The sequence below is a fragment of the Arthrobacter sp. NicSoilB4 genome (assembly GCF_019977335.1).
In the GTDB taxonomy this organism is placed as follows: Bacteria; Actinomycetota; Actinomycetes; order Actinomycetales; family Micrococcaceae; genus Arthrobacter.
In genome coordinates this window covers 3,248,293-3,260,892 of the sequence record NZ_AP024653.1, presented here as the reverse complement: position 1 = coordinate 3,260,892, position 12,600 = coordinate 3,248,293, and the positions used below count along the sequence as shown (strand labels likewise).

Below are 12,600 nucleotides of genomic sequence, written 5' to 3'. Positions count from 1 at the left end.
GGCGGGTTCGGGTGAATCAGCACTTCCACGTTAACAGTCCGGGCAGGGGGTCCTCCGGGTCCATCGGCCCTACGTCAAAGGGCGGGGCGGGTGTAGGCCTGACCGGCAGCGCAGGCCCTGAGCCAGGTGCGCTGCCGCCAGGCCCGTCCCGCAGAACCCGGCAGCCGGCTCAGTCGTCGTCGCCACCCCATTTGGCCGAGTCGACCACCTGGACCGCCACGCCGAGGGTGTCGTCGGCCAGGCTGCCCCAGGCGTAAACAATCGTGTTCTTGCCCTTGGTGACCGGCACATCCGCCGGGCCGATCAGGGGCTCGGTGGTGCCGGCGGCAGCAACCGAGGCGGACACCGTTCCGGCCTTGAGCGTCAGGACCTCCTGCCCGGGGTTCGTCAGGTCCTCGATGACCGCGGTGCCGCCGGCCAGGACGTCGACGGCGGGTGCTGCCGCCACGTGCCGGACGGTCAGCTTCCCCTCGCCCTTGGGGCTGGCCGAGGTGTCGTTCTTGAACAGGGTGGCCGTGGGCGCGCCGGAGGCATCCAGGTGCGCCACCGCGGTGTAGTTCCGGCCCTCTTCGAGGTGGACCTTGACCGGGCCGATCACCGGGTTGTCGGCGCTCGTGGCGTCCGCGGCCGTGATGGCGATCTTGTAGCTGCCGTCGTCGAGCTTGAGCGGGCCGGCAAGGGTTCCAGGCTCGAAATCGTCCAGGGTGAGCTTGCCGTCCACCCAGACATCCACGGTCAGGCCGGGGACGCCGTGCAGGACGGACAGGAGGGCATCGCCGCTGTGGTGGCCGCCGTCGTCGTGCTTCCCGCCGGCCTGGACCGGGGCAGCGAACGTGAGCGCGGCCAGCATCGACAGGGCCCCGGCTGCATAAAAGGTTTTGCGCATTTCAAACTCCTCATTGAGTTGCCCGGATCCGGGCGGTGATTTGCTTACACCGTTACTACCGGCCGGAACCCGGGTTTGGATGCACGCCGCCGGGACTTTTGCCTCCGCCCGCTGACGCCGGGCCCGCGTCCGGGTCCCGGCTCAGCCCTTGCGGTCGAGCAGCAGGTTGGTGATCCGCAGGGTGCACAGCCGCTGGCCGGCCTCGTTGGTGATGACCACCTCATGCGTCGTCACCGTCCCGCCCAGATGGATGGGGGTCGCCGTGATGGTGATGAGCCCCTCGCGTGCCGACTTGTGGTGGGTGGCCGAGACGTCCACCCCGACGGCGGTCTTGCCCAGGGTGCTGGCGTGGATCACGGCGGCCCAGGAACCCACTGCTTCCCCGACGGCCAGCGAGGCGCCGCCGTGCAAGAGGCCGAAGGACTGGCGGTTGCCCTCCACCGGCATGGTGGCCACGACCCGTTCGACGGATTCCTCAACGATCTTCACCCCCATTTTCTCGTCGAGTTCACCGAGGGTGATCTTCCACAGCTCGGTGTTCCGGGGTTCGGGCGTCATAACGTCTCCTCTGTGGCCGGAAATCCAAGGGCTCTGGCCGGTCAATGCCGCCGCAGCTAGTGTGCGGCAGGCCTCATTCATGTACTGTAGACATATTACCGAACGGACGGTCAGTAATGCTGGCCGTGTTGATCTTGCCCCCGTTGGAAGGACCCGTCAACGATGACCACCACTGCAACCGCTCCGGAACCCACAGTAGACACTGTCGAGATCGTTCCCAGCTTCATCCGGGATTCCTGGTGGACCCCCGCCGCCGGCTCCGCGGCCGGCGCCGCCTCCGTCCTCGATGCCAGCACCGGTGAACTCCTCGCCAAGGTGAGCACCGAAGGCCTGGACCTCGCCGCCGTCGTCGACTATGGACGCACCACAGGCCAGGCGGAACTGGGCAAACTGACCTTCCACCAGCGCGCGCTCAAACTCAAGGAGCTGGCGCAGTACCTGAACGGCCGCCGCGACGAGTTCTACGCGCTTTCCGCCCAGACCGGCGCCACCAAGATCGACTCGATGGTGGACATCGACGGCGGCATCGGCGTGCTCTTCACCTTCGGCTCCAAGGGCCGGCGCGAACTCCCCAACGCGCAGGTGATCGTCGACGGCCCGATGGAGGTCCTGTCCAAGGACGGCTCCTTCGCCGGCGAGCACATCTACACCCGGATTCCCGGCGTCGCCGTGCAGATCAACGCCTTCAACTTCCCCGTGTGGGGCATGCTGGAGAAATTCGCCCCCGCTTTCATCGCCGGCGTGCCCACCATCGTCAAGCCCGCCACCCCCACCGGCTACGTCACCGCCGCCGTGGTCAGGGCCATGATCGAGTCCGGCATCCTGCCCAAGGGATCACTGCAGCTGATTTCCGGCTCGGTCCGCACCATGCTGGACCACCTCGACTACCGCGACATCGTGGCCTTCACCGGCTCCGCCTCCACCGCCAACACGCTCAAGTCCCACGTCAATGTGGTCAAGGGCGGTGTCCGCTTCACCTCGGAAACCGACTCCCTGAACGCCTCCATCCTGGGCCCGGACGCCGTCAAGGGCACGCCGGAATTCGACGCCTTCATCAAGTCCCTCGTCACGGAGATGACGGCGAAGGCCGGCCAGAAGTGCACGTCGATCCGCCGGGCGATCGTGCCGCAGGAGCTGGTGCAGGACGTCGTCACCGCCGTAGGGGAGCGGATCCAGGAACGCGTTGTCCTGGGCGACCCGCGCGCCGAGGGCGTCAACATGGGCGCCCTGGCGTCCCTGGAGCAGCTCGCCGATGTGCGTGCCGCGGTCCAGTCAATGCTCGACGCCGGCGGCGAACTCGCCTATGGCACGCTCGATTCGCCCAAGGTCACCAGCGCGGACGGCAGCGTCGGCGTCGTCGAGGACGGCGCGTTTATGTCCCCCGTGCTGCTCAGCTGGGCTGATCCGGAAGCCGAAGAGGTCCACTCGCTGGAAGCCTTCGGTCCGGTGTCGTCCGTGATCGGCTACACGGACCTGGCCGACGCCGTCCGCCTCGCCGCCCGCGGCGGCGGATCGCTCGTCGCCTCGGTCTGCACCAACGATCCCGCGGTTGCCCGCGAACTCGTCACCGGCATCGCTGCGCACCACGGCCGCGTGCACATGCTTAACCGCGAGGACGCCCGCAGCTCCACCGGCCACGGTTCGCCGGTCCCGCACCTGGTCCACGGCGGCCCCGGCCGCGCCGGTGGCGGCGAGGAGCTCGGCGGCATCCGCTCCGTCCTGCACCACATGCAGCGCACCGCCATCCAGGGCTCGCCGAACATGCTGACCGCCGTCACGGGCGTCTGGCACACCGGGGCAGACCGGAACTTCACGCTCGAGACGGAAGGCCAGCACCCGTTCCGGAAGCACCTGAGCACCCTGCACATCGGGGATGCGATCCGCTCCGGGCTGCGCGAAGTGAGCCTGGACGAGATCACAAAGTTCGCCAACTCCACCGGCGACACCTTCTACGCCCACACCAACCAGGAGGCCGCCGAGGCCAACCCGTTCTTCCCGGGCATCGTGGCGCACGGTTACCTGCTGCTGGCCTGGGGCGCCGGCCTGTTCGTGGAGCCGGCCCCGGGCCCGGTCCTGGCGAACTACGGCCTGGAGAGCCTGCGCTTCATCACGCCGGTGGCCGCAGGCGATTCCATCCGGGTCACCCTGACCGCCAAGAAGATCACCCCGCGCGAGACCGACGAGTACGGCGAGGTGGCTTGGGACGCCGTCCTGACCAACCAGAACGACGAAATCGTCGCCACCTACGACGTCCTGACCCTCGTCGAGAAATAGCCACCCGACGCTCCAGTGCTTGGTGCAGCTCTGACGCGGACGCTCCCTCACGCTGTGGGGGAGCGTCCGTCGTTTGGCTTCCGGAAGAGCGGGAGCGTTGCCGGCGGGGCCGCATCGGCAGGCTCTTTCTGCCCTGCTCCGGCGTAAAATTTTCAACGTAGGAGGTGGCAAAATGACCCTAGTACTCAACAAAGCCACAACAGTCCTGCCCGTCGATGATGCAGAACGTGCCCGGCATTTTTATGCCGACACCCTGGGGCTCCCGCACCATGGAGTGGCAGACGACGGAAGTGAAATGTTCGGCAGCGAGGGCGGCCCCATGCTGCAGCTGATGCCCGTCAAGGACGGAAAGCACTCCGGGCACACGGCCCTGAGTTTCGAAGTCTCCGAAATCGAGCGGACCGTCCAGGAGATGGAGTCCAAAGGCGTCCAGTTCCAGGACTACGACCTGCCGGATCTCAAGACCGAGAACCACATCTGCACAACGGATTCGGAGAAGTGCGCCTGGTTCATGGACACGGAGCACAACATCCTCTGCGTTCACGAGAACACCACTTCGATAGCTGACTACCAGCTCTGACCGCACGCGATCAGCGGACAAAATCACGGCGTCCCGGCTCAGCGGGGCGCCGCTCTGTGTTCCTGGACGCTCCGCCGGTGGGGCGGGGAACGGGGCGGGGGCACATTGACACGGACACCCCGGTGGCGGCCGGCGAAACGTGTGCCGCGGCCCTCAAAGTGCCCCCGGACCGCCAGAGCTGCCGGGACCAGGGCTGCCCGGACCGCCGGGGCTGCCGGGACCGTCCGTGCGGGACCACGGGCTCACCGGCCGGGGCTGGAGCACGCCGTCGACCGTCAGGTCCACCCGCTCGTTGTAGAAACTGATGAGCCCGTGGATCTGGGCGGCGTCGACGTACCGCCGGTCATAACTCCACGCGAGGTTCCTGCCCTGCCCGGAGGCCGGGTAGCTCCAGTAGCTGGCCTGGCCCTTGTAGGGGCAGACCGTCCGTTTGGGGCTCTCCTCGAGCAGGTCCAGCCGCACGTCCGCCGGCGGGATGTAGTAGCGCACGGGGAGCATCGTCTCGTAAAGCAGCTGCGCGCCGTTCGTGCTGGCCAGCGTCACGCCGTCGAGCGCCACCTCCACATCCACGGACGACGCACGGATGTCCACGCGGTGGAACGGATCACGGGGGTGGCCGATGATCTCCTCGTCGTCCTCGAGCCAATCGAAGGCCGGGAACTCTAGGATGACGTAGCCCGCCAGATCGGGGTCCTCCGTCCGGAAGGCGGCCCGGGGAGCGGCCGCCGTTCCCGTGACGACGTCGAGTTCCTCGCCTGCGATGGTGTGCTTGCCAAACGCAGTTCCGGGGTCAAGGGATGTCGGGGCCGCGCCTTGGCGGAGGGCGAAGGGATGCTCCTCGACCAAGGCGGGCGGCAGTGCCGGTGCGGCGAGCCCGGCCAGGAGTTCCTGCTCCGGCACCGCATAGACGGGAGTGATCCGCCGCGGTTCCCAGACCAGATAGGCCTGAAGCGTATCGACGACGGCGGCACCGTCGAGGCTCGCGCGGATCCGCTTGGGCGTTGGTTCGTACCGCAGCTGGAGGAAGGTGCCCATGAGCACCGTGGATAGTCTGGTGGCCATCCTCACAGCGTGGCCCCGGCGCCTTGGCCCGTCAATGGAACCCGTGGCCGGGGCGGACTACTGCGGGACGTGGAGGCCGTGGAAGGCCATGGTGATGACGTCGTCGGCCAATTTCTCGGGGGACAGGGAGCCGCCGGGTTTGTACCACTCGACGATGGAGTTGATGGTGCCGAAGAGCAGCCGGGTGACGGTGCGGGGGTCGATGTCCTGCCGGAGCGATCCCTCGTCGCGGGCGGCGGAAATCAGGGCCGCCACCTTGTGGTCGAAGGTGCGCCGGCGTTCCATCGCGTCGCGTTCGATCTCGGTGTTGCCCCGCAGGCGCAGCAGGAGGGTGACGAACGGAAGCCGCTCCACCAGCACCGAGATGGTCTGGCGGAGGACGAACTCCAGCCGGGCTTCGGCCGTGCCGGTCTGGGCCTGCGGCTGGTCCAGGATGGCCTCGAGGCCGCCCAGGGCGTGGTCCAGTGCGAGTTTCAGGAGGTCGCCCTTGGACGGCACGTGGTGGTAAATGGCTGACTTGGAGATGCCCAGGTTCTCGGCCAGGATGCCCATGGACGTGGCGTCGTAGCCATGGCGGTTGAAAACGTCAACAGCGATCACAAGCACCGACTGCTGGTCATAACCGGGCCGGCCGCGTTTCGTGGTTGTTGCTGTTGTGGGCATAGTCGCTAGTTTCTCACGATCAGGAGATCGGTCAGCCCGCCGGGCGGCCCTGGCGGGCCGGCCGGCGGGCTGGACAGGATTGGTCAGGCCTTGGGGCGCATGTCGTAGATCCGGCGGAGCTTGCCGTTGGACCGCTCGAGGGAGCCGGGTTCGACGACGTCGACGGCGCAGGAGGAACCGACGTGGATCTTGATCTGCTGCTGCAGGACCTTCGCCGCGGAGGCGACGCCCTCGACCGAGACGGACTCGCGGCGTTCGATCTTGACGGTCAGCTGGTCCATGCGCTGACCCTCGGGGCGGGTGAGTTCGAGCTGGAAGTGCGGGCTCAGCTCGGGGATGCGCAGCGCGATCTCCTCGATCTGGGAGGGGAAGAGGTTCACGCCGCGCAGGATGATCATGTCATCGCTGCGGCCGGTGATGCGGCCCATGCGGCGGTGCGCGGGGCGGGCCGTGCCGGGCAGCAGCCGGGTGAGGTCCTTGGTGCGGTACCGGATGATCGGCAGGGCCTCTTTGGTGAGTGAGGTGAAGACCAGTTCGCCGTGCTCGCCGTCGCCCAGGACCACTGAGGGATCGAAGGCGTCGATGATTTCGGGGCGGAAGTGGTCTTCCCAGATGTGGCTGCCGTCCTGGGTTTCCACGGCTTCGCCGGCGACGCCCGGTCCCATGACCTCGGAGAGCCCGTAGATGTCACAGGCCTTGATGTTCATGGTCGTCTCGAGTTCGTGGCGCATTTCCTCGGTCCACGGCTCGGCACCCAGCACGGCGTACTTGAGCGAGGTGGAGGCCGGGTCGATGCCCTGCTTCATCATGGCGTCGGCGATGGTCAGCAGGTAGGTCGGCGTGGCCAGGATGGCGTCGGGCTTGAAGTCCTGGATGAGCGTGATCTGGCGTTCGGTCTGGCCTCCCGAGATCGGGATGACCGTGCAGCCGAGGGCCTCGGCGCCGGCGTGGGCGCCCATCCCGCCGGTGAACAGGCCGTAGCCGTAGGCGTTGTGGACCTTCATGCCCGGGCGGACGCCGGAGGCGCGCAGCGAGCGGGCCACAAGCTTGGCCCAGTCGGCGAGGTCCTTTTTGGTGTAGCCGACCACGGTGGCGCGGCCCGTGGTGCCGGAGCTTGCGTGGATGCGGGCCACCTCGTGCTGCGGCACGGCGAACATCCCGAAGGGGTACTCCAGCCGGAGGTCTTCCTTGGTGGTGAAGGGGAACTTGCCCAGGTCGGAGAGCTCGCGGAGGTCCGTCGGGTGGACGCCGGCCTCGTCGAACTTGCGCTTGTACAGGGGAACACGGTCGTAGGCGTAGGCCACGGTGTGCTGCAGGCGGCTGAGCTGCAAGGCCTCGAGCTCGTCGCGGGAGATGGTTTCTTCGCGGTCCAGGACAGCTTCACTGGTGGCGGCGACGGTTTCTTGGGTCATCTGGGGTTCCCTGTTTCTATTTCTTGGAGATGGTGCGGCTGCGGCCGCGGAACTCGGCGACGAGTTCCCACGCAGGTGCGTCGGTGGCGTTGTCGGTGGGGAGTTCGCCCGGGACCGTGGGGACGGGCGCCGTGCCGGCAGGTGCCGCCGTCGGATTTCCGGTGCCGGGGTCGGCGGCGTAGATCTGGATGTCGTAGAGGCCGCTGCGGCCGGTGCTGGCGCGGCGGTTGGCGACGGCGGTCAGGACCTGCCCGCGGAACGCCGGCTTGATGAAGTTGATATCGACGCCGGACGCCACGGTGATGGTGCCCTCGGCGGCAGGGTCCGGGTTGGCCGGGTTGCAGGCCAGCGCGAAGGCGGTGTCCCCAAACGCGAAGATCATTCCGCCGTGGGCCATGCCGAAGCCGTTCAGCATTTCCTGCCGAAGCGCCATGCGGATCGTGGCATGTCCGTCGTCCAGCGCCACAACTTCGATGCCCATCCATTCCGAGGCGTAATCGTCCTTCAGGATGGGGTGGGTGGTACCGGAAACCGTCAGTTCAGCCATGCGTCATTGCCTCCAGCTTTATTTACCGAATGTTCATTAGGTAATCCCATTTGGGGGCCTTCTGTCAAGAGCTGGCGGGCGTATGAAGCCGTCGGCGGAGGCCCGCTGTCCGTCGGAAAACAACAGAAATCCGGCCCGGGATCCGGCACCCGGCGGGAGAAAGTAGGCTGGGAGGGAAGCAGCACCACTTCACAGCAAAGGGCGGACCATGGCCAAAGGTATCTACGTTAGTGCGACCACTCCGGGATCCGGCAAGTCGCTCATAGCGCTGGGGCTTGCCGACACGCTGCACCGGCATGCGGACCGCATCGGTTTCTTCAAACCAGTGGTCCACGGCTCCGACGCCGCCTCGGACCCCATGGTGGCCCTGATGAAGGCCCGCTTCGACCTCGACGACGAACGCTGCCGCGGCGGCCTGACCTTCGCCGAAGTCCGGTCGCTCCTCGCCGAGGGGAACCGGGCGGAGATCGACGCCCGGTGCGTGGAGATTTTCGCCGAAATGTCACGCCACTGCGATGTGGTGATCGTGGAGGGCACCGACCTCACCGGCCAGGACGCCGCCGTCGAATTCGACCTCAACGCACGCCTCGCGAACAATCTCGCCGCCTCCGTCGTGGCCGTGGTGGGCGCCAAGGGGCGCACCGTCGAAGAGGCCGCTGACGCCGTCGAGGTTGCCCGGAAGGAACTGGCGGCGGAACGCTGCAGCCTGCTGGCCATCATGGTGAACCGCGCCGACCCGGAGGACGTGGACGGGATTGTCGCTGCCGTGAAGCCCGGCGCGTCCGGCCGGCCCGTGTATGTCTTCCCGGAACTCGAGGACATTGCCCGGCCCACCACCGGCGAGGTGGCCGCGGCGCTGGGGATCCGCCAGGTGGCCGGCCGCCAGGACATGGAACGCGACGTCCGCTCCATCAAGGTCGCGGCCATGAACGTGGCCAACTTCCTCCATGTGCTCGACGACGGCGCGCTGGTGATCGTCCCGGGTGACCGCGCCGACGTGATGGTCGCGTGCCTGGCTTCGTCGTTCTCGCCGGAATTCCCCGTGCCGTCAGCGCTGATCCTCACCGGCGGCCTGGCCCCGGACCCCAACATTTACTCGTTGCTGGCGCAGGCTCCGTTTCCCGTGTTCGCCGGCCCGGACGATACCTACACCACCGCGAAGCGGGTCTCCGAGGTCCGCAGCGAAATCTGGTCCGGGCACCGCCGCAAGGTGGCCTCGGCCGTGGGGCTGTGGGCCAGGCGCGTGGACGAGGCGGAGCTCGTGGAACGCCTGCACCTTCCGCGCCTGGAGCGGATGACGCCGCTGCGGTTCCTGCACGACCTGGTCGAGCGTGCGCGGCTGCAGCGCCGGCACATCGTGCTTCCCGAGGGGAACGACGTGCGGATCCTGCGCGCCGCGGAGATCCTGCACCGCCGGGACGTCTGCGACCTCACCATCCTGGGCAATGAATCGGAAGTCCGGGAGCTGGCGTCCACCCAGGGCGTCGACATCTCCGGCATCGCCATCGTGGACCCCGCCACGTCCGAACTTCGCCAGCAGTTCGCCGAAAAGTACGCGGAACTGCGCGCACACAAGGGCGTCGACCTGGCCCGTGCCCTGGAAGTCATGCTGGACGGCAGTTACTTCGGCACCATGATGGTCCAGCTGGGAGTGGTGGACGGCATGGTGTCCGGCGCCGCGCACACCACAGCTCACACCATCCGCCCGGCGCTGGAGTTCGTCAAAACCCGCGACGGCGTGAAGATCGTCTCCTCGGTGTTCCTGATGCTGATGCCGGACCGCGTGCTGGTTTACGGCGACTGCGCGGTCAACCCGGACCCGAACGCCGAGCAGCTGGGGGACATCGCGCTGGCGTCGGCCGAGACCGCCACGCAGTTCGGCGTGGAGCCGCGGGTCGCCATGCTGTCCTACTCCACCGGAGGGTCCGGAAGCGGCGAGGCAGTGGACAAAGTCCGGCAGGCCACCGAACTCGTGCGCGAACGCCGCCCGGACCTCGCCGTCGAAGGGCCCATCCAGTACGACGCCGCCGTCGACGCGGCCATCGCCGAGTCGAAGATGCCGGGCTCATCCGTGGCCGGACAGGCGACCGTCTTCATCTTCCCGGACCTGAACACCGGCAACAACACCTACAAGGCGGTCCAGCAGTCCTCCGGGGCGGTCGCCGTCGGGCCCGTGCTGCAGGGCCTGCGCAAGCCGGTCAACGACCTCTCCCGCGGCTGCACCGTGGAGGACATCGTGAACACGGTGGCCATCACCGCCATCCAGGCCCAGTCCACGGGGACCGGCGTCGAACCGGCAGCGTCGGCCGCGCGCGCGTAGCCGGGGGACTGATCTCCGTCAGCTGTTTTCCGTCAGCTGTTTTCCGGCTGGGCCGGATTGTCGGGGTCTTCCTCCTTGGCCGGCTCGTCGGACAGGCCCGCGGGCGTGAGGTCCAGGTCCTCCACGTTCTCGGGCGGCTCGGGCGCTTCTCCGGTCTCGGCGGCCTTGAGGTTCCCGGTGTCGTCCAAAGCCGGGTTCGCGCCCTCGACGCCGGTGGGGTCGGCTTTCTTGGATCCGGTGTCCGGCGCGCTGCTTTCCGGCTCGCTGGTGCTGTCAGTCATGAAAAAGCCCTCCGTGCGGTGACCAGTAGGTCCGCCGACTCTAGGCGCCCGGCGCGCCCGATGCAATGGCGATACGATCGAACTTCCACCGACCACCGCTGCAGCCAAGGCTTAGGAGGCCCAGTGCTCGTCCTCGTCATCAACTCAGGCTCGTCCTCACTGAAGTACCAGGTCCGCGACGTCGAAGCCGGCAGCGTGCTCGCGGAGGGACTCGTCGAGAAGATCGGAATGGGCAGCGGCGGCGAGGGTGACGGCCAGATTGAGGGCCCCCGCGACCACGCGGAGGCGCTGGAACTGGTGGACGCGGAGATCCACGCCGCGCTGGGCGACCGGGTGCTCGACGCCGTCGGGCACCGGGTGGTGCACGGCGGGGAGCGCTTCGCCGAGCCCGTCCTGGTCGACAACGAGATCACCCGCGCCATCGAGCGGCTCAACCCGCTGGCGCCCCTCCACAACCCGGCGAACGTGCTGGGCATCCGCGCGATCTCGAAGAAGTGGCCGGACATGCCGCAGGTCGCCGTGTTCGACACCGCCTTCCACCGGACCCTGCCGGAGCACGCCTGGCGCTACGCGGTGCCGGACGAGCTCTACACCAACCACGGGATCCGCCGCTACGGCTTCCACGGCACGTCGCACGAATACGTCGCGCACCGGGCCGCGGCGCTGCTGGATATCCCGGGGGACGAGTTCGACGCCGTCATCGCGCACCTCGGCAACGGGGCCTCGGTCACGGCGATCCGCGGCGGCCACTCCGTCGACACGTCCATGGGTTTCACCCCGCTGGAAGGCCTCGTGATGGGAACCCGTTCCGGCGACCTGGACCCGTCCATCCTGGTCTTCCTCGGCCGGGCCGGCTGGTCCCCGGAGGACCTGGACTCCATGCTCAACCGCCAGTCCGGTCTCAAAGGCCTGGCGGGCAACAACGACATGCGCTCGGTGGTGGAGGCCGCGGAAGCCGGAGACGCCAAGTCGGCCATGGCGCTCGCCGTCGCCTCTTACCGGCTCGCGAAGTACATCGGCGGCTACCACGTCGCTGTCGGCGGGGCAAAGGCGCTGGTCTTCACGGCCGGGATCGGGGAGAACTCGCACCAGTTCCGGACCCTCGTGGTGGAACGGCTGGGCGCCCTGGGCGTGCAGCTCGACGACCGCCTGAACCGTGAGCGGTCCAGGGAGCCCCGGGTGATTTCGTCGCCGTCCTCGGCCATCCCGGTGCTCGTGGTGCCCACGGACGAGGAGCAGGCGATCGCCGAGGCGACGGCCGCCGTCGTCAGCCGGGCGTCGATTGCTCCATAACTGCCCTTTTGGGGTCCCGAAACGGCACCTGCGGAGCAATCGATGGGTAGCGTGGGGGATATGACGGAACTGAACCTGCCCCTCCGCACCCGGCGGTTGGTCCTGCGCCGCTTCGAGGCCGGGGACCTCGACGCGTACCACGCCTACCATTCGCTGCCCGAGACCGCCCGGTTCCTGCCGGGGGAAGCGAAGAGCTACACCAAGTCCATGGAGTCCGTGGGCAAGTACGCCAACTTCGTCTTCGAGAAAGAGGGCGACTGGATCTGCCTGGCGATCGAGGCCACGGACTCGCCCGGCCTGCTCGGCGAAGTGGTGCTGAAGTGGCTGCCGGGCTGCGGGCAGGCCGAGATCGGCTGGAGCCTTGCCCCGGCGGCGCGCGGCAAGGGCATCGCGGCCGAGGCCGCCGAGGCCATCCTGAAGCTGGGCTTCGAGGAGCTCAGCTTCCACCGGATCGACGCCAAGCTTGATGCCCTCAACACGGCCTCCGCGGCGCTCTGCGAACGGCTCGGCATGCGGCTCGAATCCACCCAGATCGACAAGTGGCACTACAAAGGGCAGTGGGCCACGGAAGTCGTCTACGCCATCCTTGCGGATGAATGGAAGTCCCGGCAGGCAACCTAGGGTCCACCGCGCCGCGGTGCGACGCTCCTGCCCAGTTACTGCCGGCCGCACCGCCACGTTCCCGTGAAAGCCCGCGGTTCCTCGTGGTGAACGCGGGGTGCAG

Annotated in this window: 12 protein-coding genes; 5 read left to right on the top strand and 7 right to left on the bottom strand. The window is 67.9% G+C overall.

All coding sequences use genetic code 11. The annotated features are described in order from the left end of the window. Positions 1-169: 169 nt before the first annotated feature. Positions 170-886: a DUF4397 domain-containing protein gene (locus LDO13_RS14855; protein WP_224047454.1), complete on the bottom strand. Its 717-nt coding sequence runs from the start codon at positions 884-886 to the stop codon at positions 170-172. Between the two features lie 141 nt (positions 887-1,027). Then, the gene (locus LDO13_RS14850; protein ID WP_224047453.1) at positions 1,028-1,444 is read right to left on the bottom strand and encodes a hotdog fold thioesterase; all 417 of its coding nucleotides are present in this window, start codon (positions 1,442-1,444) and stop codon (positions 1,028-1,030) included. A gap of 162 nt (positions 1,445-1,606) precedes the next feature. Here LDO13_RS14850 and paaZ point away from each other — a divergent pair, with 162 nt between their 5' ends. Both paaZ and LDO13_RS14840 read left to right on the top strand, forming a co-directional pair. Continuing rightward, positions 1,607-3,718, top strand: coding sequence for a phenylacetic acid degradation bifunctional protein PaaZ (gene paaZ / locus LDO13_RS14845; RefSeq protein ID WP_224047452.1), 2,112 nt, complete (start codon positions 1,607-1,609; stop codon positions 3,716-3,718). A 172-nt stretch (positions 3,719-3,890) separates the two neighbouring features. Then, positions 3,891-4,298, top strand: coding sequence for a VOC family protein (locus LDO13_RS14840; RefSeq protein WP_224047451.1), 408 nt, complete (start codon positions 3,891-3,893; stop codon positions 4,296-4,298). Positions 4,299-4,451: 153 nt separating this feature from the next. Here LDO13_RS14840 and LDO13_RS14835 read toward each other — a convergent pair whose 3' ends face one another. From LDO13_RS14835 to LDO13_RS14820, 4 genes are all read right to left on the bottom strand, one after another. Beyond that, a complete protein-coding gene (locus tag LDO13_RS14835) occupies positions 4,452-5,360 on the bottom strand; it encodes a DUF427 domain-containing protein (protein WP_224047450.1) in 909 nt (302 codons plus the stop codon). A gap of 57 nt (positions 5,361-5,417) precedes the next feature. Further along, a complete protein-coding gene (locus tag LDO13_RS14830) occupies positions 5,418-6,023 on the bottom strand; it encodes a TetR/AcrR family transcriptional regulator (protein WP_224047449.1) in 606 nt (201 codons plus the stop codon). A gap of 83 nt (positions 6,024-6,106) precedes the next feature. Further along, positions 6,107-7,435, bottom strand: coding sequence for a phenylacetate--CoA ligase PaaK (paaK, locus tag LDO13_RS14825; RefSeq protein ID WP_224047448.1), 1,329 nt, complete (start codon positions 7,433-7,435; stop codon positions 6,107-6,109). A gap of 16 nt (positions 7,436-7,451) precedes the next feature. After that, the gene (locus LDO13_RS14820; protein ID WP_224047447.1) at positions 7,452-7,982 is read right to left on the bottom strand and encodes a hotdog fold thioesterase; all 531 of its coding nucleotides are present in this window, start codon (positions 7,980-7,982) and stop codon (positions 7,452-7,454) included. A 208-nt stretch (positions 7,983-8,190) separates the two neighbouring features. Between LDO13_RS14820 and pta the strand changes: the two genes are divergently transcribed. After that, on the top strand, positions 8,191-10,302 hold the full coding sequence (gene pta / locus LDO13_RS14815; RefSeq protein WP_224047446.1) for a phosphate acetyltransferase: 2,112 nt from the start codon (positions 8,191-8,193) through the stop codon (positions 10,300-10,302). A gap of 32 nt (positions 10,303-10,334) precedes the next feature. Here pta and LDO13_RS14810 read toward each other — a convergent pair whose 3' ends face one another. Next, positions 10,335-10,583 carry a hypothetical protein gene (locus LDO13_RS14810; protein ID WP_224047445.1) on the bottom strand — a complete coding sequence of 83 codons (249 nt, stop codon included), beginning with the start codon at positions 10,581-10,583 and terminating at the stop codon, positions 10,335-10,337. Between the two features lie 123 nt (positions 10,584-10,706). Between LDO13_RS14810 and LDO13_RS14805 the strand changes: the two genes are divergently transcribed. Next, on the top strand, positions 10,707-11,876 hold the full coding sequence (locus tag LDO13_RS14805; protein WP_224047444.1) for an acetate kinase: 1,170 nt from the start codon (positions 10,707-10,709) through the stop codon (positions 11,874-11,876). Between the two features lie 60 nt (positions 11,877-11,936). Beyond that, positions 11,937-12,497: a GNAT family protein gene (locus LDO13_RS14800; RefSeq protein WP_224047443.1), complete on the top strand. Its 561-nt coding sequence runs from the start codon at positions 11,937-11,939 to the stop codon at positions 12,495-12,497. The last annotated feature ends 103 nt before the right edge of the window (positions 12,498-12,600 follow it).

Bases quoted from the DNA above. Each gene is read 5' to 3' on its own strand.
- LDO13_RS14855 (WP_224047454.1), bottom strand. From the start codon at position 886: ATGCGCAAAACCTTTTATGCAGCCGGGGCCCTGTCGATGCTGGCCGCG.
- LDO13_RS14850 (WP_224047453.1), bottom strand. From the start codon at position 1,444: ATGACGCCCGAACCCCGGAACACCGAGCTGTGGAAGATCACCCTCGGT.
- paaZ (WP_224047452.1), top strand. From the start codon at position 1,607: ATGACCACCACTGCAACCGCTCCGGAACCCACAGTAGACACTGTCGAG.
- LDO13_RS14840 (WP_224047451.1), top strand. From the start codon at position 3,891: ATGACCCTAGTACTCAACAAAGCCACAACAGTCCTGCCCGTCGATGAT.
- LDO13_RS14835 (WP_224047450.1), bottom strand. From the start codon at position 5,360: ATGGCCACCAGACTATCCACGGTGCTCATGGGCACCTTCCTCCAGCTG.
- LDO13_RS14830 (WP_224047449.1), bottom strand. From the start codon at position 6,023: ATGCCCACAACAGCAACAACCACGAAACGCGGCCGGCCCGGTTATGAC.
- paaK (WP_224047448.1), bottom strand. From the start codon at position 7,435: ATGACCCAAGAAACCGTCGCCGCCACCAGTGAAGCTGTCCTGGACCGC.
- LDO13_RS14820 (WP_224047447.1), bottom strand. From the start codon at position 7,982: ATGGCTGAACTGACGGTTTCCGGTACCACCCACCCCATCCTGAAGGAC.
- pta (WP_224047446.1), top strand. From the start codon at position 8,191: ATGGCCAAAGGTATCTACGTTAGTGCGACCACTCCGGGATCCGGCAAG.
- LDO13_RS14810 (WP_224047445.1), bottom strand. From the start codon at position 10,583: ATGACTGACAGCACCAGCGAGCCGGAAAGCAGCGCGCCGGACACCGGA.
- LDO13_RS14800 (WP_224047443.1), top strand. From the start codon at position 11,937: ATGACGGAACTGAACCTGCCCCTCCGCACCCGGCGGTTGGTCCTGCGC.